The 20,662-nt window shown below is 60.2% G+C and carries 17 protein-coding genes; 5 read left to right on the top strand and 12 right to left on the bottom strand.

Annotated features, from left to right (window positions below; all coding sequences use genetic code 11):
* Positions 1–86: 86 nt before the first annotated feature.
* Both L8I05_RS25625 and L8I05_RS25620 read left to right on the top strand, forming a co-directional pair.
* Positions 87–1,025: a pectate lyase gene (locus L8I05_RS25625; RefSeq protein ID WP_242173124.1), complete on the top strand. Its 939-nt coding sequence runs from the start codon at positions 87–89 to the stop codon at positions 1,023–1,025.
* A 250-nt stretch (positions 1,026–1,275) separates the two neighbouring features.
* Positions 1,276–2,523, top strand: coding sequence for a glycoside hydrolase family 68 protein (locus L8I05_RS25620; protein WP_242173121.1), 1,248 nt, complete (start codon positions 1,276–1,278; stop codon positions 2,521–2,523).
* A 50-nt stretch (positions 2,524–2,573) separates the two neighbouring features.
* Here the strand turns inward: L8I05_RS25620 and L8I05_RS25615 are convergent, their stop codons facing one another.
* The 4 genes from L8I05_RS25615 to xylA form a co-directional block, all read right to left on the bottom strand.
* Positions 2,574–3,710, bottom strand: coding sequence for a sugar ABC transporter permease (locus tag L8I05_RS25615; RefSeq protein ID WP_159955727.1), 1,137 nt, complete (start codon positions 3,708–3,710; stop codon positions 2,574–2,576).
* A complete protein-coding gene (xylG, locus tag L8I05_RS25610; protein ID WP_242173118.1) occupies positions 3,711–5,255 on the bottom strand; it encodes a D-xylose ABC transporter ATP-binding protein in 1,545 nt (514 codons plus the stop codon).
* Between the two features lie 5 nt (positions 5,256–5,260).
* On the bottom strand, positions 5,261–6,262 hold the full coding sequence (gene xylF, locus L8I05_RS25605) for a D-xylose ABC transporter substrate-binding protein (protein ID WP_242173100.1): 1,002 nt from the start codon (positions 6,260–6,262) through the stop codon (positions 5,261–5,263).
* Positions 6,263–6,494: 232 nt separating this feature from the next.
* The gene (xylA, locus tag L8I05_RS25600; RefSeq protein ID WP_159955733.1) at positions 6,495–7,811 is read right to left on the bottom strand and encodes a xylose isomerase; all 1,317 of its coding nucleotides are present in this window, start codon (positions 7,809–7,811) and stop codon (positions 6,495–6,497) included.
* Positions 7,812–7,951: 140 nt separating this feature from the next.
* On the opposite strand from xylA, the gene L8I05_RS25595 reads away from it, so the two are divergent.
* Complete coding sequence (locus L8I05_RS25595; protein ID WP_242173096.1) at positions 7,952–9,130, top strand: XylR family transcriptional regulator; 1,179 nt, start codon at positions 7,952–7,954, stop codon at positions 9,128–9,130.
* A 31-nt stretch (positions 9,131–9,161) separates the two neighbouring features.
* Positions 9,162–9,758 (top strand): DUF1629 domain-containing protein, encoded by a 597-nt coding sequence (locus L8I05_RS25590; RefSeq protein WP_242173077.1) that lies wholly within the window; start codon positions 9,162–9,164, stop codon positions 9,756–9,758.
* 45 nt (positions 9,759–9,803) lie between these two features.
* On the opposite strand, the gene L8I05_RS25585 is transcribed toward L8I05_RS25590, so the two are convergent.
* From L8I05_RS25585 to L8I05_RS25565, 5 genes are all read right to left on the bottom strand, one after another.
* Positions 9,804–11,069 carry a carbohydrate porin gene (locus L8I05_RS25585; RefSeq protein ID WP_242173061.1) on the bottom strand — a complete coding sequence of 422 codons (1,266 nt, stop codon included), beginning with the start codon at positions 11,067–11,069 and terminating at the stop codon, positions 9,804–9,806.
* A gap of 57 nt (positions 11,070–11,126) precedes the next feature.
* Positions 11,127–13,535, bottom strand: coding sequence for a glucose/quinate/shikimate family membrane-bound PQQ-dependent dehydrogenase (locus tag L8I05_RS25580; RefSeq protein ID WP_242173057.1), 2,409 nt, complete (start codon positions 13,533–13,535; stop codon positions 11,127–11,129).
* Between the two features lie 232 nt (positions 13,536–13,767).
* Positions 13,768–14,655: a proline iminopeptidase-family hydrolase gene (locus L8I05_RS25575; RefSeq protein WP_242173055.1), complete on the bottom strand. Its 888-nt coding sequence runs from the start codon at positions 14,653–14,655 to the stop codon at positions 13,768–13,770.
* 269 nt (positions 14,656–14,924) lie between these two features.
* Positions 14,925–15,701, bottom strand: a complete 777-nt coding sequence (locus L8I05_RS25570; protein WP_242173038.1) for a M12 family metallopeptidase — start codon at positions 15,699–15,701, stop codon at positions 14,925–14,927.
* Between the two features lie 164 nt (positions 15,702–15,865).
* A complete protein-coding gene (locus tag L8I05_RS25565; RefSeq protein ID WP_159955745.1) occupies positions 15,866–16,756 on the bottom strand; it encodes a bestrophin family ion channel in 891 nt (296 codons plus the stop codon).
* A gap of 129 nt (positions 16,757–16,885) precedes the next feature.
* Here L8I05_RS25565 and L8I05_RS25560 point away from each other — a divergent pair, with 129 nt between their 5' ends.
* The gene (locus L8I05_RS25560; protein ID WP_242173036.1) at positions 16,886–17,353 is read left to right on the top strand and encodes a metallophosphoesterase family protein; all 468 of its coding nucleotides are present in this window, start codon (positions 16,886–16,888) and stop codon (positions 17,351–17,353) included.
* Here L8I05_RS25560 and L8I05_RS25555 read toward each other — a convergent pair.
* From L8I05_RS25555 to L8I05_RS25545, 3 genes are read right to left on the bottom strand one after another with little or no spacing between them, the layout of a single operon-like run.
* Positions 17,347–18,030: an SOS response-associated peptidase family protein gene (locus L8I05_RS25555; RefSeq protein WP_242173033.1), complete on the bottom strand. Its 684-nt coding sequence runs from the start codon at positions 18,028–18,030 to the stop codon at positions 17,347–17,349. The two genes, L8I05_RS25560 and L8I05_RS25555, sit on opposite strands and share 7 nt — an antisense overlap.
* A 42-nt stretch (positions 18,031–18,072) precedes the next feature.
* Positions 18,073–18,795, bottom strand: coding sequence for a FadR/GntR family transcriptional regulator (locus L8I05_RS25550; protein WP_242173017.1), 723 nt, complete (start codon positions 18,793–18,795; stop codon positions 18,073–18,075).
* 47 nt (positions 18,796–18,842) lie between these two features.
* The gene (locus L8I05_RS25545) at positions 18,843–20,579 is read right to left on the bottom strand and encodes an IlvD/Edd family dehydratase (RefSeq protein ID WP_242173013.1); all 1,737 of its coding nucleotides are present in this window, start codon (positions 20,577–20,579) and stop codon (positions 18,843–18,845) included.
* Positions 20,580–20,662: the final 83 nt, after the last annotated feature.

Here is a 20,662-nt window from a genome sequence, read left to right as displayed (position 1 = left end):
GCCGAACACTGTGTGCAAGTTGACGGATTAACTTGAATGCACAGGCTCGCACTGTCGAGCCGCTTTTTATGAAAGAGAGGGAACTCATGTCGTATCCAGAAAGTAAGCTCACCGGCTTGACCGGTTTCGCCCTTGCGGCAAAAGTCACCGGTGGTTGGGCGGGCCAGGTGGTCAGCATCACCACGCTGGACCAACTCAAGGCCAATATTGGCGACACCACCCCGCGGGTGCTGGTGATTAACAGCAATATCTCGGCGTCGAGCCTGACCAAAGTGAACATGGGCGCCAACAAGACCCTGATTGGCTCCTTCCAGAACCGCACGCTGGAAAACATCCACCTGCGTGCCACGGCGCAGTCGCAGAATATTATTCTGCAAAACATTATCTTCAAACATTCGGCAAGTATTAAGGCCAATGACGATATCCAGGTGTACCTGAACTACGGCAGTAAATACTGGATCGACCATTGCTCTTTTGTCGGCCACACCTGGTCCACCACGGACGGCAGTGAAGATAAACTGGTGTATATCGGTGAAAAGGCCGACTACGCCACCATCAGCAACTGCTTTTTTGGCAACCACAAATACGGCTTGATCTTCGGCCACCCAGCCGATGACAACAACGCGGCATTCAATGGTTACCCACATCTTACGCTGTGCCATAACCGCTTCGACAACATGGAAGTGCGCGCGCCCGGTTTGATGCGTTACGGGTATTTTCATGTGTATAACAATTACGTGAATAACTTTCACCTGGGTTTTACCCTGGCGCAGAACGCCAATATCCTTTCTGAAAGTAATTACTTCGGCGAGGGCAGCCAGAATAACGGCATGTTGGACGATAAAGGCACGGGGACTTTCACCGACACCAACAGTGTGCCCAGCATCACCAATCAGAAGTCGCCCAACGCCCAGTGGACAGCGCGTTCCAACTATAACTACACCTTGAAAACCGCAGCGCAGGCCAAGGATTTCACGCAAAAGAACGCCGGGGCACAGGCGGTAGCGCTGGTGTTTGGTAGTTGAGTAGCTAACTGTCTATTGATCTGTCATTTGTAAAGAGTGCCACTGTATTTATATCAAGGATATAAATACAGTGGTGGCACTTATGACTTAAATAATTCTTAATGTCGTCATCAATAGGCGTCATGTTAAACCTTGTTTCGCACGTGTAGAGCCAACTACGGCTCGCTCTTTTCAGTCGCAATCCAGTTGCCGGCTGTCAGTGTTATTTAATCTTCGCTTGTCACTAAAGCGTCAGTAAAAGGACATCATCATGAAACCTGCGAATTACACACCCACTCGCTGGACTCGGGCCGATGCGCTAAAAGTTAATGAAAATGACCCGACGACTACACAGCCGTTAGTGAGTCCTGACTTTCCTGTCATGAGTGACACGGTGTTTATTTGGGACACCATGCCATTGCGTGAGCTGGATGGCACGGTGGTATCGGTCAATGGTTGGTCGGTTATCTTTACGTTGACCGCAGACCGTCGCCCGCATGATCCACAATTTATCAATGCCGATGGCCGTTACGATATCAAGCGTGATTGGGAAGACCGCCACGGCCATGCGCGCATGTGCTACTGGTATTCGCGCACCGGCAAGGACTGGATCTTCGGTGGCCGCGTGATGGCTGAAGGGGTTTCGCCGACCACCCGTGAATGGGCAGGTACGCCGATCCTGCTCAACAACCACGGCGATATCGACCTGTATTACACCTGCGTAACGCCGGGGGCCACGATTGCCAAGGTCAGGGGCCGGGTCGTCACGTCGGACAGCGGCGTTACGCTTGAGGGCTTCACTGACGTCAAGTCGCTGTTCGAGGCTGATGGCACGTATTACCAGACCGAAGCGCAGAATGCGACGTGGAACTTTCGCGACCCCAGCCCGTTTATCGACCCCAATGACGGCAAGTTGTACATGGTGTTTGAAGGCAATGTCGCGGGCGAGCGCGGTACTCACGAAGTAGGCCCGGATGAACTCGGCCTGGTGCCGCCTGGCCATGAAGACGTCGGCGGTGCGCGGTATCAGGTCGGTTGCATTGGCATTGCCGTGGCCAAGGACCTCAGCGGTGAAGAATGGGAAATCCTGCCGCCACTGGTGACGGCGGTGGGCGTGAACGATCAAACCGAACGCCCGCATTATGTGTTCCAGGACAACAAGTACTACCTGTTCACCATCAGTCACAAGTTCACCTACGCCGACGGCGTGACGGGGCCGGATGGCGTCTACGGATTTGTTGGCGATCATCTGTTTGGTCCCTACACGCCGATGAATGGCTCGGGTCTGGTACTTGGCAACCCACCATCGCAACCTTTCCAAACCTATTCCCATTGCGTGATGCCCAATGGCCTGGTGACGTCGTTTATCGACAGCGTGCCCACCACCGGCGATGACTACCGTATCGGCGGCACCGAGGCGCCCACCGTGAGGATTGTATTGAAGGGGGACCGTTCGTTTGTGCAGGAGGCCTACGATTACGGTTACATTCCGGCAATGCGTGATGTTGTGCTGAGCTAGACCGGCCAAAAAGAAGCCACTCATTCGAGTGGCTTTTTTATGGCTGTGATTCAGCGCCGCCCGGCCCGCGTACTCACATCCACCCACACCGCCAGCACCAGAATGCTGCCCTTTACGATCATCTGCCAGTAGCTGTCCACATCCAGCATCGACATGCCGTTATCCAGGCTGGTAATCACCAGCGCGCCGAGCAACGCGCCATACACCGTGCCCGAGCCACCGCGCATGGAGGTGCCGCCGATAAAGCACGCGGCGATGGCATCCAGTTCGCCCATGTTGCCCGCCGACGGTGAACCCGCCGCAAGGCGCGCGGTGTTGACCAGGCCGGCGAGGGCGCACATCACGCCCATGATGCCGAAGATCCACAACTTCACCGCCTGCACGTTGATGCCCGACAGCCGCGTGGCTTCCATGTTGCTGCCCACCGCATATACGCGGCGGCCGAACACAGTCTGGCTGGTGACGTAGCTGAATACGCCGAGCAGCACCAGCAGCAACAGCACCGGCACCGGGATGCCATCGTAGCTGTTGAGGGTGGTGACGAACCCGGCGAGCACCGCGCCGATCACCGCCACGCGCAGCCCATCACGCATCAGGGAGTGCGCGGCGAGGCTGTGCAGGGCGCGGTTACGTCGTTGTTTCCAAGTGAGGAACAGGGTCAGAGCGAACAACAAAATCCCAAGGCCGATACCCACGCTGTGCGGCAAATACCCCTGGCCCACATACACCAGCGACGGCGACACCGGCGCGATGGTGGTACCGCCAGTAATCCCCAGCAGAATCCCGCGAAACGCGAGCATGCCGCCCAGGCCGACGATAAACGACGGGATGCGCAGGTAGGCGGTCATGTAACCATTGGCTAGCCCGAGCATCAGGCCGCAAAGTGCCACCAGGCTGAGGTTGGCCAGCAGCGGGATGTGATAAACCACATCCAGAATCGCCGCAAGCCCGCCCAGCAATCCGAGCAGTGAACCCACCGACAAATCGATCTCGCCGCTGATGATCACCAGCACCATGCCGCACGCCAGGATGCCAGTGATCGACATCTGCCGCAGCAAGTTGGAGAGGTTGCGTGGCGTCACGAAACCGCCCTCGGTCTGCCAGCTGAAAAACAGCCAGATAACCGCTACGGCAATCACCAGGGCGAGCATTTTGTAGCGGGTGAACAGCTGTTTGACGTGGTTCATCTACGCGGTCTTCCGATCATTATTGTTATGGCTGAGCGCGGCGGCGAGCACCTGTTCCTGGGTGAGGCCCTGGTTGATGAAATCACCGCGCAACTGGCCGTCGCCGATCACCAGCACGCGGTTGGAAACCCCCAGCACCTCGGCCAGCTCCGAGGAGACCATGATGATCGCCACGCCTTCGGCCGCCAGCGCGCACATCAGTGTGTAGATCTCATACTTGGCGCCCACGTCCACCCCACGCGTAGGCTCGTCGAGGATCAGCACCTTGGGCTTGGTCATCAGCATTTTTGCCAGCACGGCCTTTTGCTGATTGCCCCCGGACAGGCTGGTGATCGGCAAAAACGGGCTGGCGGTCTTGAGGTGCATACGCGCGATTTGCTGGTCGATGCTGCCCAGTTCGGCCTCGGCGTCGATGCGGGTCAAGTGCGCATAGGTATCGAGCACCGCCAGGGTGATGTTCTGGCCCACGCCCAGGTCGGGAATGATGCCTTGGCGCTTGCGGTCTTCGGGCACCATGCACAGCCCGGCGCGGATCGATTTGAGCGGGGTGCGCGTGTCGATCACCTGGCCATCGAGCCACACTTCGCAGCTGTAGCGGCCGGGGTACGCGCCGAACAGCGCCGACACCAGCTCCGTGCGCCCAGCCCCCACCAGCCCGGCAATGCCGAGAATTTCCCCGCGCTTGAGCACAAAGGAAATATCGTCGACGCGTTTGCGCTTGGGGTTGTCCACGTCATAGCAGGTCACGTGACGCGCTTCGAAAATCACCTCGCCGACCTCGTGAGGCTCGGTGGGGTAGAGGTTGCTCATCTCGCGGCCTACCATCTGCGTGATGATCTGCGGGATATCCATGTCGGCCATGGCGGTGGTAGCAATGTGTTTGCCATCGCGGATCACCGCGATGGTGTCGCACACCGCTGCCACTTCATCGAGCTTGTGCGAGATATACACGCAGGCCACGCCCTTGGCTTTCAGGTCACGGATGATGTCCAGCAGTACGTCGATTTCCGAGCGGGTCAGGGCCGAAGAGGGCTCGTCGAGGATCAACAGGCGCGCCTGTTTGTTCAGGGCCTTGGCGATTTCCACCAGTTGCTGGTAGCCGCCGCCGTACTGTGAAACCGGCAGCGCCACGTTCATGTCCGGCACCTTGAGTTCACGCATCAGTACCTGCGCGCGATGAATCATCGCCGGGTAGTTCATGCGCCCGCCGGGCAGGGTCAGTTCATGGCCCATAAAGATGTTTTCGGCCACCGACAGGTCCGGCACCAGCGTCAGCTCCTGGTGGATAATGACGATGCCCGCGGCCTCGGTTTCGCTGATCGACTGGGCCTTGAGTGGCTGCCCATCCCAGAGAATTTCGCCGTCCCAGGTGCCATACGGGTACACCGCCGACAGCACCTTCATCAAGGTGGATTTGCCCGCACCGTTTTCACCGCACAGGCCGACACATTCCCCCGGCCGTACCTTGATATCGATGCCGTTCAGCGCCTTGACACCGCCAAAGGTTTTGACGATGCCGTTCATTTGCAGCAAGTAGTTGGCCATGGCGGTCACTGCCCGGCAATCTGCTCTTTGGTATAGAACCCGTCTGTCTCCAGCAGATCGATATTGGCCTTGGTCAACGGCGTAGGCGTGAGCAGGATGGTGTCGACCTTCTTGCTGCCGTTGTCGTATTGCGAGCTGTAGGTGGGTTTCTCATTGCGCGCCAGCTGCACCGAAAGTTTCGCCGCTTGCGAGGCGATCAGTTTGAGTGGCTTATACACGGTCATGGTCTGGGTGCCGTCGATCACGCGCTTGACGGCGGCGAGGTCGGCGTCCTGGCCGGAAATCGGCACTTTGCCCGCGAGTTTCTGCGCGGCCAGGGCCTGGATCGCGCCGCCGGCAGTGGCGTCGTTGGAGGCGACGATGGCGTCGATCTTGTTGTCGTTTCGGGTCAGCGCGTTTTCGACAATGCTCAGGGCTTCGGTGGGGTTCCATTCCTTGACCCACTGCTGGCCGACAATCTTGATGTCGCCCTTGTCGATGGCCGGTTGCAGCACTTTCATCTGGCCTTCGCGCAGCACCTTGGCGTTGTTGTCGGTGGGCGCGCCGCCGAGCAGGAAGTAGTTGCCTTTGGGCGCCGCTTGCAGCACGCCGCTGGCCTGCATCTCGCCGACTTTTTCATTATCGAAGGAAATGTAGGCGTCGATATCGGCATTGAGGATCAGGCGGTCGTAGGACACCACCTTGATACCGGCCTTCTTGGCTTCGGCGACGGCGTTGGTCAGCACGGTGGCGTTGAACGGCACGATAACGATCACATCGACGCCTCGGGAGATGAGGTTTTCGATCTGCGAGATTTGCTTCTGCTCATTGGCATCCGCCGACTGTACGAAGACCTTGGCGTCGAGTTTCTCGGCCGCGGCGACGAAGTAATCACGGTCACGGGACCAGCGTTCCAGGCGCAAATCGTCAATGGAGAAACCGATTTTTGGATGGGCGGAGTCGGCCATCACCGGCAGGGCGAGCAGGGCCAGAGCAGTGGCGAGCAAGGTGCGTTTAAATGACTTCATGGTGGTGCGTCCTTTTATTGTTGTTGGAAAGACACGGTGTGACGACTGTAGGCGAACACTGTAGTTGTGGCGAGCGGGCTTGCCCCGCGTTGGGGCGCGAAGCGGCCCTGAAACCCGACACCGCGGTATTTCAGGCAGAGCGGGTCGCCTGGAATGGGGCTGCTGCGCCGCCCAACGCGGGGCAAGCCCGCTCGCCACAACATGCCCAGCCACCACAGGCACACACACACTGTCAGGTATAGATAAACCGATTGACCACCCCTTCAAGCATCTCCTGCCGGCCACTCACGGCCTGTGGGTTCAGCTCGTGCGCAAAGGCGTGTTCGGCCAGCGACTCCAGGCTGAACTCACCGGCCAATACCGCCTGGCCCAATGGCTGGTTCCAACCGGCATAACGCTGGTCCTTGAACTGCTGCAGCCGGTCGTTCTGCACCATTGCCGCTGCGCGCTCCAGCGCCAGGGCCAGCACATCCATGGCGGCGACGTGGCCGTGGAACAGGTCGACATCGTCCAGGCTCTGGCGGCGTACTTTGGAATCGAAGTTGTAGCCGCCGTTCTTGAACCCACCGGCCTTGAGGATTTCGTAGGTTGCCAGGGTCATCTCCTCGACGCTGTTGGGGAACTGGTCAGTGTCCCAGCCGTTCTGCGGGTCGCCCCGGTTGGCGTCGATACTGCCGAAAATCCCAAGGGACACGGCCGTGGCGATCTCATGATGAAAACTGTGACCGGCGAGGGTTGCGTGGTTGGCCTCGATATTCACTTTGATCTCGTGTTCCAGGCCGTACTCATGCAGGAAACCGAACACCGTGGCGCTGTCGTAATCGTATTGGTGTTTGGTCGGCTCCTGGGGCTTGGGCTCAATCAACAGGTCGCCCGTAAAGCCGATCTTGTGCTTGTGCTCCACCACCATGCGCATAAAGCGTCCGAGCTGTTCGCGCTCGCGTTTCAGGTCGGTATTGAGCAGGGTTTCGTAGCCCTCGCGGCCGCCCCACAGCACATAGTTGGCACCCTTGAGCCGCAGTGTGGCATTCATTGCGCTGAACACCTGCGCGGCGGCGTAGGCGAACACCTCCGGGTCCGGGTTGCTGGCAGCCCCGGCGGCAAAGCGCGGGTTGCTGAAGCAGTTGGCGGTGCCCCACAGCAATTTGATGCCGGTCTGTTCCTGGTGGCGCTCCAGGTGGTCGACCATTTGCGCAAAATGGTTGCGGTACGCCTTGATCGAGGTGCCTTCGGGTGCGACGTCGGTATCGTGAAAGCTGTAGTAGTCGATGCCCAGTTTGGAGAAAAACTCGAACGCCGCTTCCGCCTTGCCGATGGCCAGTTCCATCGGGTCGCCGGTGCGCTGCCAGGGGCGCTTGAAGGTGCCTACACCAAACATATCCGCCCCTGGCCACACGAAGGTGTGCCAATAACAGGCTGCCATGCGCAGGTGCTCGCGCATGGGTTTGCCGAGGATGATTTTGTTGGCGTCATAGTGGCGAAAGGCGAGGGCAGAGTCGCTGCTGGGGCCTTCGAAGCGAACCTTCTCGACACCGGGGAAGTACGGCATGGCGATTTCCTTATTGTTCTTGGCGGTGACTCGATACTAGCAACGGCATCGGGACTGCCGATTATGAAAATCACCAAGCCATGGTGCGATTTTGACTGGGGAGGTCTAGGCTGTGGCGACCGGCTTTAAGGATAAAAACAATGAAAACCCTAACGCCTGTTCACCGCATTGCCTTGCTGTTCAATGGCAGCAAGATCTACGACCGGGGCATCATCACCGGCATCGGCAATTACCTGAGCAGCACGCGCGTGTCCTGGGATCTGTTTCTTGAAGAGGACTTTCTGTGTCGCCTCAAGGGCATCGAACGCTGGCAGGGCGACGGCATCATCGCCGACTTTGACGACCCGCTGATCGGCGAGGCGCTGGCCGACATCAAGTTGCCGGTGGTGGCGGTGGGTGGCTCGTATCAGGATGCGCGTGCCTACCCGAAGGGCATTCCCTATGTAGCCACCGACAACCGTGCGTTGATGAAGCTGGCGTATGAGCATTTGATCGAGGCAGGGCTGCGCCGTTTTGCCTGTTTCAGCCTGCCGGAAGCCCAGGCCAATCGCTGGGCCCAGGAGCGTGAGAAAGCCTTCCGCCGTCTGTTGCAACGCGATGGCCTGCACGTGGAGGTCTATCGCGGCCTGGGCACCAGCGCACCGTTGTGGGACAGCGCTGTGGAACAGCAGATTGCCTGGCTGCACAGTTTGCCCAAGCCCATCGGCATCATCGCCGTCACCGACGCCCGCGCACGGCAGCTGCTGCAAGCCTGCCTCACTGCCGGCATTGCCGTGCCGGAAGAAGTCGCATTGATCGGCATCGACAATGACCCGCTGACTCGCACGCTGACGCGCGTGCCGTTGAGTTCAGTCATCCAGGGCACCGAGACCATGGGCCGCACGGCTGCGGCGCTGCTGCACCAGATGCTGCACGGCAAACCCTGCGCGGGCACACAGATTCTGGTGCCGCCGGATGCAATCAATGTGCAGGCGTCCAGCTTGCATCAACCGTTGGGTAACCCGTACGTGATGCAGGCGCTGTTGTTTATCCGCCAGTACGCTTGCCAGGGCATCAAGACCGCCCAAGTGGCGGCCTATGTTGGCGTTTCGCGCTCCTCCCTCGAATCACACTTTCGCAAGGCGCGCGGCTGCAGCGTGCACGATGAGATCCTGCGCTTCAAACTTGCGGCCGCCGCCAAGGGCCTGGAAAACCAAGCCCTGGCGATTGCCGACATCGCGGCGCGCTGCGGCTTCAAATCGGCGCAGTACCTGCACACCGTGTTTCGGCGGGAGTTTGGGTGTACGCCGCGTGAGTATCAGCACACAGCGGCTTCATGATGTCGGCAGACGCGGGGAAAAGGATAAGGACATGAGGTATTACTTACTCAGGGCGGATCACTCAGTGCCGCACAAATGGGTGCTTGGTGACATACGCCACGTTAATAACTGGCACTTCAGTAATCCGCCGCCCAATTACATGGAGCCTGGCAGTTACACCCTCGACGTCAGGTTCGAAGGGGTTGAGGTTGATTACGCGCTGGCGGGTTATGGCAGTGTTCCGGTATTGAGCACAAGAGCACGTGATGCGTTAGTGGGCTTGCCGGAGGTGGATAAGCCTTATCACCATCTCGTACTTGAGCCGGTGCACATTGCGAACACGCACGTTGAGCAGGACTATTTCGTGATGATCATCGAGACGCAGGTTGAGTGCGTGGATGAACAACGCTCGGAATATCAGCGGTATGCCGTGGATGATCCGGTGCGGCCGGACCGGGCGGGGGATTATCGCGGCTTTACCAGGCTCATTATCGATCCGGTAAAAGTGGGTGGCCGAGATATTTTCAGGCTTAAGTACTATCTGGGTGCAATCATCGTCAGCGAAGAGGTAAAGCGTCGCTTCGAGAGGGCAGGGGTAGTCGGGATGGCGTTTGATTCGGTAAATGGTGACACAACGACTGTGACCTGACAGGCGCGAGACGCAGCTGGCGCTCGCGCCTCGGCCTTCATCCGGTCAGAAAGTGGCCTTCACCTGTAAACCCAATACCAGCGCGTTATCGATGTTCTCACCGGAAAACGCCCCCGGCTCGATGATGTATTGCACATCCGGGCGCAGCGTCAGCCACGGCGTGGCCTGGTAGCCGTAACTGAGTTCGATCAGCTGCTCGGCATTGTTCAGGTTCGGATAATCCGTCCCCGCGTTAAATGCCGCCAACTCCTGCACATCGCGACTGCGCGGGTTCGGCACTGCGCGGCCATAACCCAGGGCGACGGTGTCGCGCGGGCGGCCTTCAAACGGCTTGTACAGCACCACGCCTGCGCCATACCACTTGCTGAAGGGCGAGGCGGCTTCACTGGCTGCCGAGTATTGGCCGAAGGCATGCAGCACGCGACCGGCAGACGCGCTGGACGCCCACACCGCCTGATCGATCAGCAGGTAGTGGCCGCCACGACCGCTGACCTCTTTGTTGCTGCCGATGCGTTTCACGTCGGAGCTGTCGTAGTAATACCCCAGCTTGTATTCGCCCGGCAGCGTGCCCGCGTGTTTGTAGACCAGCTCGATCGGCACCACGGTGCCGGTGGTGTGCTTGGGCCCCAGGTGCCAGGCGCGACTGGAATTGCCGTTGCTCGACGGGTCGACGTTGAACGCCGCTACGCGCAGTTGCCATTGCGGCGAAAAGTCGTATTTCACCCGTGCGCCGAGGCGCGCGTTGGGGTAGTTGGTCCAGCCGCTGCCACCGGACATGTTCAGCGGGTGGCCGCAGAAACCGGCGTTCATGAAGTTGCACAGGATGCCGCTGTCGAGGCCGCCGAGGTCATTGCCCATGGCCATGTAACCGAGCTTGACGTTCAGCGCCGGGGTAAACAGCGTGCGTTCGTAGCTCAATTCGGTGAGGCGCGTGTAGAGGCCGCCGTAGTTTTCCTGGATCGGCAGGCGGTTGCCCACCAGGTCTTCGGAGGCGCTGTTGCCGCGCCGGTCGTTGATGGTCAGCTGGATGCGGTCGCCATTGTTCAAGCCGTAGAGCTTGCCCAGGTCGAACTGCACGCCCAGCTTGATGTTCTGCGAGTAGCGCGCCGAACGGTGTTGGCCGCCGTCGGCGTTGTAGGCGGTCTCGCCGCTGTAGTCGCCGGTGAAGCGGATGCCTTGCTCGTCGAGTTCACGGCGCAGGCCGCCCCAGTCGCCGGTCAAGGTGGTGTCGTCGGCTTGAACAGGCAGGGCGGCAGCAAACGCCAGGCCCAGCACCAGGCGGCCGAGGGGCAGATGAGAAGTGGGGGTCATGCGTAGTTTTCCAGACAAAAAGCGCGGTGCCAGGGGAGGCACCGCGCGAACACGGGGTTATGGCAGGGCGTAGGCGATCACGTAGTCGCCACGGTCAGTGGACTGGCGTGCGCCGCCGGCGGTGATGACGATGTATTGCTTGCCGGTTTTCGGCGAAACGTAAGTCATCGGGCCGCCTTGGCTGCCCACTGGCAGGCGGGCTTTCCAGATTTCATCACCGTTGGCGCTGTTGAAGGCGCGCAGGTAGAAATCCTGGGTGCCGGCGATAAAGATCAGGCCGCCCTGGGTGGACAGCGTGCCGCCGAGGGTCGGCAGGCCCACCTTGATCGGCAGGTGCATGCGGATGCCCAATGGGCCGGTGTCTTCCACGGTGCCGACCGGCACTTGCCAGGCGATCTGCCGGGTCTTCATGTCGATGGCGGTCAGGGTGCCGAACGGAGGCGCCTGGCACGGGATGCCGGCCACCGACAGGAAGCGGTTTTTGTTCACCGCATACGGCGTGCCCTTGAGCGGCACGGCGCCCATGCCGGTGTTCAGCGCTTCACCGCCGGACGAGGCCTGGGCCTTGTTCTGCGATGGCACCATCTGGATCCACAGACCCAGGCGCATGTCGTTGACGAAGATAAAATCGTGCACCGGGTCAGTGGAAATGCTGCCCCAGTTCATGCCGCCCAGGGAGCCTGGGAAACTCAGGGATTTATCCGTGCCTGGCGCGGTGTACAGGCCGTCGTAACGCATGCCCTTGAAGTCGATGCGGCACAGCAACTGGTCGTACGGCGTGGCGCCCCACATGTCCGATTCGGTGAGGGTTTGCGCGCCGATCTGCGGCATGCCGACCGATTTTGGCTGGGTCAGCGAGTACGGCTCGTTCGGAATGTTCGCGGCCTTGACCGGCACTTCCTTGACGTCGGTCAGCGGCTTGCCGGTGGCGCGGTCGAGCACATAAATCTGCCCGGCCTTGGTGCCGATCACCACGGCCGGTACTGCCTTGTCGCTGCCCGGTGGGGTGAAGTCGATCAGGCTCGGCTGCATCGGCAGGTCGAAGTCCCAGAGGTCATTGTGGACGGTCTGGTACACCCACTTTTCTGCGCCGGTGGAGGCGTCCAGGGCCAGCACCGAGGCGCCGTATTTGTGGTTGAGCTGGGTGCGTTCAACACCGTAGATATCGGTGGAGGAGCTGCCCATCGGCAGGAAGACCGTATTCATCAGCGGGTCGTAAGACATCGGCGCCCAGCTGTTTGGCGTGCTGCGCACGTAGGTGCTGCCGGCCGCAGGGGCGTGTTTGTCTTCCGGGTTGCCCGGGTCGAAGGCCCAGCGCATCTGGCCGGTGATCACGTCGAAACCACGGATCACGCCGCCAGGCATGTCGGTTTGTACGTTGTCGGCGACGCGGCCACCGACGACAACGGTGGTGCCGGCCATCAACGGCGCGGAAGACAGTTGGTAGTAGCTGTCCGGCACATCGCCCAGGCCGGCTTTCAAATCCACCTGGCCGTGGGTGCCGAAGTCTTCGCAGAATTTGCCGGTGTCGGCATCCACCGCGATCAGGCGCGCATCAATGGTGTTGGTCAGCAGACGACGCTGGCATTGCGCACCGGCCGGCACACTGGCGGCCACGATTGGCGATCTGTTTGGCTGGGTCGGCTGGGCGATGGGCGCGGTGGCATCGAAATACGCCATGCCGCGGCAACGCTGCCATACCGCCGACTTGGCGTTGACTTCGTTCTTCCACAGCTCTTTGCCGGTGTCGGCATCCAGGGCGATCAGGTTGTTGTGCGGTGTGCAGATGAACACCTTGTTGCCGATCTGCAGGGGCGTCAGTTGGTCTTCGGCGCCGTTGCCGTCGCTGATCGCCACGTCACCGGTGTGGTAGGTCCACGCCACTTTGAGCTTGTTGACGGTGTCGCGGTTGATCTGGTCCAGCGCCGCAAAGCGGCTGCCGCCTTCAGTATTGCCGTAATGCGCCCAGTCTTTCTGCGCATCGGCCGCCGCCACCGGCGTGATGCCAGGGCCTTTGCCGGTCGGCGCCACGCTCGGGTGCGCCACGAACATATTGCCTGCCGCGACCGCCACGCCTACCGCCAATACCGCAGCAATGCCATACGCGCCGCGTGCGGGTTTGCCGGCCAGCAGCGGGTACACCAGCGCCACCACCACGCCGATCACCGCAAACATGAACAACCGCGAGAACAGCGGCCAGTACACCAGCCCGACGTCCGCCACCGCCCACACCGCCGTGCCGACCAGAAAGGCGGCGAACCACCACGCACCCGCCGGTTTGCACCGGGCAATCAGCAGGCCGGAAACGGCCATGGCCACGCCACCGACCAGGAAGTACCAGGAACCGCCCAGGCTGGCCAGTTTGGCGCCGCCAACGGCCAGGGCCACGCCGAGCAGGGCAATGACAATGCCCAGGCCCAGCAAGAGATATCGTGAGGCGCCAGTGGCGCGGGATGCTCGTTTCATGTCGACAGGACTCGAATGTGAGTGACTAAAGGTCGAATGTTAGCAAGATAAGTAACCAGTTAGTACATTAGAGTCCTGCAATAGACTATTACAAGTGCTGTGAAGATGAGGCGTGGTCAAATGCCGCGTGGGCATGCAGGGTTTTCCGCACGGCGGTTTGGAATCGCCTGACTCGTGCCCTTGAGGTTTCCCCCTGCATTTACCTGCGCCACAGAAAGGCTGTGCACCACATTCACTCCAGGGAGGCGAGAAAACCATCCACACACGCCATGCACGCCTCGCGCTCTTCAACATGCGGCATATGGCTGGACTGTTCGAAAATCTGCCAGCGCACGTCGCTGATGCCATCGGCAAACGGCTGCACGGTGGCCGGTGTGGCCTCATCGAAGCGCCCGGAAATCAGCAATGTCGGCACCTGGATGCGTGACAGTCGATCAATGATGGTCCAGTTGCGCAGGCTGCCGATCACGTGGAATTCGGTGGGGCCGTTCATTGCGTGGTAGACGGTGGGGTCTTCCTCGATGGCGATATTGGTGCGCTCGACTTCGGCAGGTGTCGGTTGAATACGGCACACATGGCGTGCGTAAAACACCTCTGCGGCGGCGTGGTAGTCGGCACTGTCGGTGGTGCCTGCGGCTTCGTGGCGCAGCAACGTCGCCTGCACGTCGGCGGGCAGTGCCTGGCGCAGTTCATTCGCCGCCGCGCACCACAGGTCCATCGACGCGGGCGAGTTGGCAATGATCAACGCCTTCAAACCGGTAGGCTGGCGCACCGCGTGTTCGGCGCCGAGCATTCCGCCCCAGGATTGGCCGAGCAGCGCGTAGTCGCTGATTTCCAGGTGGTCCACAAGGTTGTCCAGCTCGGCCAGGAACAGTTCCACCGTCCAGAAATCGGCGGCGGCGCCGGGCAAATGAGTGGAACGGCCATTGCCGACCTGGTCGTAGTGCACTACTGCGCGGCCGGTGGCGGCCAGGTCTTTGAAACTGTCGACGTAATCATGAGTGCAGCCCGGGCCGCCGTGGGCGACGATCAAGGGCAGGCGCTCGGAATTCAGGTCACCGGTGACCCGGAACCACGTCCGATAGCCACGGAAATCGGCATAACTTTCGCGTACCTGCATGTTCTGTAACTCCTTGGGATTCGATGCGGTACAGGCTAGCGAAAACGGTGCGTCAGGTGCACTGGTAAAAATGATAGGTTCTCAGACTTCCACCAGGCGGTAGTGCAAACCACACGCCACGGCTTCGAGCCGATTGCGTGCGCCCGGGTTTTGCAGCCGCGATCAAGCGTAGGTTGACCGCGGTTATGCAGGGTTAAGGCTGGCGGCAACGCCCTTGATTGAAGACTGGCTGGCGAGCACAGCACATAAAAACACCTTGCATGACTGCTTCAAACGGTTGGCGGGGGGAAATAACCAAAACCTGGACGGCAACGGGGTGGGCAGTAAGCTTTAGGATAAAGTGAGCTAATGAATTTTATATCCTCCTCTGAAAGATCATTTATTTCCGGTACGGGCTCTCCACCGTTGAGCTCTTCTTTGCTGAACTTGTAGTGCATAATTGAGTTTCGGTCGTAGGGTGACGTTACCACTGAATCGCGTGGCAGTTTTCCTATGACGTTGACGTTCACATCTTCCAGGGTTATATCTGGGATGCTTTTTACTGCGCGCTCGTGTATTAACTTTGCATTAAAATCAAGGTTTGTATCGGGGTGTTGGTGCTCATGCTCCAACCCTAAGGCGTGTCCGAATTCATGCTTTATAGTACCGCCGGCGAAGGCGTTCATCCCGTCTCGGAAGCCTATAACCATTGAAGCCTCTTCGTCGCTCACCGAATTTTTACCGATTTCCGAGTAGCCACCTATTATAGTGTTGTCGGCTTTAATTCTAATATGGCCGTCTGGGCGATCTGTGAATTGAATGCACAAGTTTATGTGCGGCGCCCATTTGCAAATTTGTTTTTTTGTAAAATTTTTTTGTTCTTCCGTCATGCCTAATAAAGACACTTTAATTGTAGAGTGCTGCGGCCAAAGATCATCTTTAGAGGCCACGCCACGTTTTTTTCGATTTAAAACTGGCGTCTCGATCTGAGGGGTGTCCAATGGCGCCGGGTTGTTGCCGGGTAATGGGTAGGTTGTGGGTGTCCAGGGTGAAGGGGATATGTTCAATGCAAAACTCCTAGGGTAAGTGCCCGCTTATAGGCCAGTAATGAGAGTAAATATTACTTGATGCTTATGCGTGCCTAGTGGCCCTGATACTTGATGGAGTTCCACTGGAACCGTAACTTATAATTTCTTGATGCGAGGCTAAAAATGCCGGAAACCGCGGCCGCTCAACCAATACGCTCCCCCCCCAGCGCATCACGCTGCATCGACTGCAGGTTTTTTTCGATGGTTTCGCAGATGGCTTCCATCTGGATCTGGTGTTCGCTGGAATGAAACGGGCTTTGCAGGTCGGTGCCGATGCGTTCGATGGCCAGTAGCATAAAGCCCACCACCGTCGAGGCCAGCGGCGTGAACCAGCCCAGGGATTCCACCAGCCCGACCGGCACGATCAGGCAGAACAGCGAGATAAACAGGCGCGGGAAATACACGTAAGGGTAGGGCAGCGGCGTATTGGCGATGCGCTCCATGCCGCCCTGGGCGTTGGACAAGTCCACCAGGGTCGACTCCAGCCGCGCCAGGCGAATGCTGTCCAGGTGACCGGCCTTGTATTCGCGGGCCAATATCGCTGCGGAACCGGTGAGGATGTCATTGGCAAAGTTGTTGGTGGCGCCATTGCGTGCGAATTCCTCAGCCGGGATAAACGCGCGCACCTCATCCGGGCACGGCTGGCCTCTGAGGTGCGCCGCCAGGCAATTCACATAGGCCACATGGCGGCGCAGCAAGGTGGCCTTGACCGGGTTCACCTCGGCGTCCGGGTCGTCCAGCAAGGTCAGCACCTGGCGGGCAAAGCTGCGCGAGTTATTCACCATCGCGCCCCACAATGTGCGGGCTTCCCACCAGCGGTTATAGGCACTGCTGTTGCGAAAACTGATCAGCACCACCAGCGCCGACCCCAACAGCGTCAAGGGCATCAGCGGCAGATTGATCTTGGTGGTCAGAAACAGCATGAAGTCCACTGTCACGGCCACATCCCACAACAACAGCCAGAACAACGCCCAGCCCACATAGCCCATGGTCTTGATGATCAGGCGGTATTTTTTGATGATGGCGGCTTTCAAACGAGGACCTCGCGGCGAGCGGTGAGCAACAATGCCTTAGCTCGGACGCTGGTTTGGGGGGAAAGGTTCGCCAACGACCTGAATCGTTTAAGGCGCGCGCGGTCAATGCCACATCATTAAGGAGGACCTATGAAAGTAGGCGTCATTTCCGACACCCACGGCCTGCTGCGACCTGAGGCCATAGCAGCATTGCAAGGCTGTGAGCAGATCATCCACGCGGGCGATATCGGCGGGCCGGAGATTCTTGAGCAGCTTGCACAGATTGCCCCCGTGCACGCGGTGCGCGGCAACAATGACCAGGATGACGCGTGGGCGCAGCAGGTGCCGGAACATCTGAAGATTGATTTGAATGGCTGGCAAACCCTGCTCGTGCATGACATTGCCGACGTGCCAGCCTTACTCGAACCGCACACACGGCTGGTGATCACCGGCCACTCGCACAAGCCCTTGATCGAGTGGCGCGGCGCAACCTTGTACGTCAACCCCGGCAGCGCCGGCAGGCGACGGTTCAAGCTGCCGGTGACGCTTGCGGTGCTTGAAATCGTTGAGGCATGCATTGAGCCGCGGCTGATCTCGCTGGTGGAGGTTGCTCAGTAGTCGACGGGCTCGATCACATGGCGTCCGTCGTGGCGTGGGTTGCCCACGGCGCTGTCGACCCTGAACCATTCAAACACGTCGGGCGGCTCGCCCTGGAACAGCACCATTTGTTCGGCACGGCCTCGGTTTGTCGCCGGGTCCAGCCATTCGCGGGCCAACTCGGGGTTCAGCACCACCGGCCGGCGATCATGGATGTCGACCATGCCGCCCGCACTGTCGGCGGTAATAATCACAAACCCATCGTCAAGGCTCGCGCCTTCATCGGCATCGGGCAGTTGGCCGATGGCTGTGCACAACACCGGCGCGCCGTCGCGGCGGCGAATCAGGTAAGGCTGTTTTTTCGCGCCGCCTTCGTCCACCCATTCAAACCAATTATCGATTGGCGCAATCGCGCGGTGCGGCCAGATCGCGCGAAAGAACGGGCCGTTGGCGACTTTCTCGACCCGCGCATTGATCGGCGGCGCGCGCTCCTTGGCCCAGTGCGGCCGCCAGCCCCAGCGCACACGGTCGGCATGCAGCAGGCCATTTTCCATGTGCAGCAGGGCAACCGGCGTGGAGGGCGCCACGTTGTAGCGCTCAAGCGGCGGCTCACCCACGTTGTTGAGCAGCGCATTGGGCATGCTCAAGGCCGCCACAAAGTCATGAATACCGCGGTACTGCGAGAGTCGTCCGCACATGGCCGGTTCCTCGAACTGACCTCCTGAGCGTAGACGATGGATCTACAGCGGCGTCAGCACATTCATCACCGTGTCCAGCGCCACCCGCGTGTCATCCAGCTGCACCAGCGAGGCGTGGCGGGCGCCGAGGGCGTCGCGGTTCTGGATGGCGGTGAGGATCGCCTTGTGGCGCGGCAGGCTCAGGCCCTGGATGTCGGGGCGCCGGTTGGTGATGTTGATCGACTCGCGCAGCGGCAACGAGAGCATGTTGCACATGTAGGCGAGCAGGTCGTTGCGGGTGGCGTCGGCAATCGCGCGGTGGAAGTCCAGGTCGGCCTGCAACAGCGCGTCGTGGGTGGTGGCGGTTTCCATGCCCAGGTAGGCTTTTTCGATGGTGGCGATGTCTTCGGCGGTGGCGGTGGTCGCGGCCATGGCGGCGATTTCCGGTTCGAGGATGCGCCGCACGCCAGCCAGGGTGTTGAAAAACTCACTGTGAGGTGTGGTCTGCATCAGCCAGGACAACACGTCCGGGTCGAGCAAGTGCCATTTCAAGCGTGGGCGCACCACCGCGCCCACCCGCGGTTTGGAATACACCAGGCCCTTGGCGCTGAGCACCCGCGTCGCCTCGCGCAACACCGAGCGGCTGACCTTGTACTCCTCGCACAGCGTGGCTTCCATGGGCAGGCGTTCTTCGGGCTTGAAGCGCCCGGAAACGATGTGCATGCCCAAATCCTGAACGATCTGGGCATGCATGCTCTTGCGCGGCTTGGGCGGCTGGTGATCCATAACGAACGGGAGGCTCTGGCTAAATAGGCGGCATCATAGCATCCCAATTAGTGGGAATGACGGGGGACTTCAGCCCCACGGCAGCCCACCAGAAAGTCAAAGTCACAGCCCTGGTCGGCTTGCAGTACATGGTCGATATACAGCTGGCGGTAGCCGCCGACGATCAGCTTTTGCGGGGGCGCCAGGTCGGCCATGCGCGCCGCCAGCTCGGCGTCGGGGATGTCCAGGTGCAGACGGCCGTTGGCGCAGTCGAGTTCGATCCAGTCGCCTTCCTTGACCGTCGCCAATGGCCCACCGGCGGCGGCTTCCGGCGCCACATGCAAGACCACCGTGCCGTAGGCCGTGCCGCTCATGCGTGCGTCGGAAATGCGCACCATATCGGTCACGCCCTGGGCCAGCAGCTTGGCCGGCAAGCCCATGTTGCCGACCTCGGCCATGCCGGGATAACCCTTGGGCCCGCAATTTTTCATGACCAGGATCGAGTTGGCATCCACGTCCAGTTCCGGGTCGTTGATCCGCGCCTTGTACATGTCGAAGTCCTCGAACACCACCGCGCGGCCACGATGCTGCATCAACTCAGCGCTGGCGGCCGAAGGCTTGAGCACCGCACCCAGCGGCGCGAGGTTGCCGCGCAGCACGCAGATGCCGCCGTCGACGCGGATCGGGTTGTCGAGGGTGCGGATCACTTCGTCCTGGCCGTAGATCGGCGAGTCCTTGGTGTTTTCGCCCAGGGACTTGCCGTTGACGGTCAAGGCGTTCGGGTGCGGGATCAGGTTGGCCTCGCCCAGGCGGCGCAGCACGGCAGGCAGGCCACCGGCATAGTAGAACTCTTCCATCAGGAAGCGCCCGGACGGCTGCAAATCGACAATGGTTGGCATGCCGCGCCCCATGCGCGTCCAGTCATCCAGGTCGAGTTCGACGCCGATGCGCCCGGCGATGGCTTTCAAGTGGATCACTGCGTTGGTCGAGCCGCCGATGGCGGCGTTTACGCGGATCGCGTTTTCAAACGCCTCTTTGGTGAGGATCTTCGACAGCTTCAAGTCTTCGCGCACCATCTCTACTGCGCGCATGCCGGACATGTGCGCCAGCACATAACGCCGCGCATCCACCGCCGGAATCGCCGCGTTGTGGGGCAGGGAAGTGCCCAGCGCCTCGGCCATGCAGGCCATGGTCGAGGCGGTGCCCATGGTGTTGCAGGTGCCCGCCGAACGCGACATGCCGCCTTCGGCTGCGAGGAAGTCATCCAGGGTGATGGTGCCGGCCTTGACCTGTTCGCTGAGCTGCCACACCACCGTGCCCGAGCCGATGTCCTGGCCTTTGTGCTTGCCGTTGAGCATCGGCCCACCGGTGACGACGATGGCCGGCACGTCGCAACTGGCCGCGCCCATCAGCAGCGCCGGGGTGGTTTTGTCGCAACCGGTCAGCAACACCACGCCGTCGATGGGGTTGCCGCGAATCGCCTCTTCCACGTCCATGCTCGCCAGGTTGCGGGTGAGCATGGCGGTGGGGCGCAGGTTGGATTCGCCGTTGGAGAACACCGGGAATTCCACCGGGAAGCCACCGGCCTCGATCACCCCGCGCTTGACGTGCTCGGCGATCTGCCGGAAATGCGCGTTGCACGGCGTCAGCTCCGACCAGGTGTTGCAGATACCGATGATCGGCTTGCCATGAAACTGATGGTCGGCGATGCCCTGGTTCTTCATCCAGCTGCGGTACATGAAACCGTTCTTGTCGGCGGTGCCAAACCACTGGGCAGAGCGGAGGGCGGGCTTTTTATCAGGCATGATCGACTCTCTTATTGTATGACTATATGTTCTATATGCGCTTAAACATAAGCGCAAAATCGAGGGTTTGGAAGAGTTGTTTT

Source organism: Pseudomonas sp. MONT-RG-20F-20-E-7-02 (assembly GCF_022662395.1).
In the GTDB taxonomy this organism is placed as follows: domain Bacteria; phylum Pseudomonadota; class Gammaproteobacteria; order Pseudomonadales; family Pseudomonadaceae; genus Aquipseudomonas.
The sequence above is the reverse complement of the archived record's forward strand: the minus strand, read 5'-3'. Positions and strand labels throughout refer to the sequence as shown.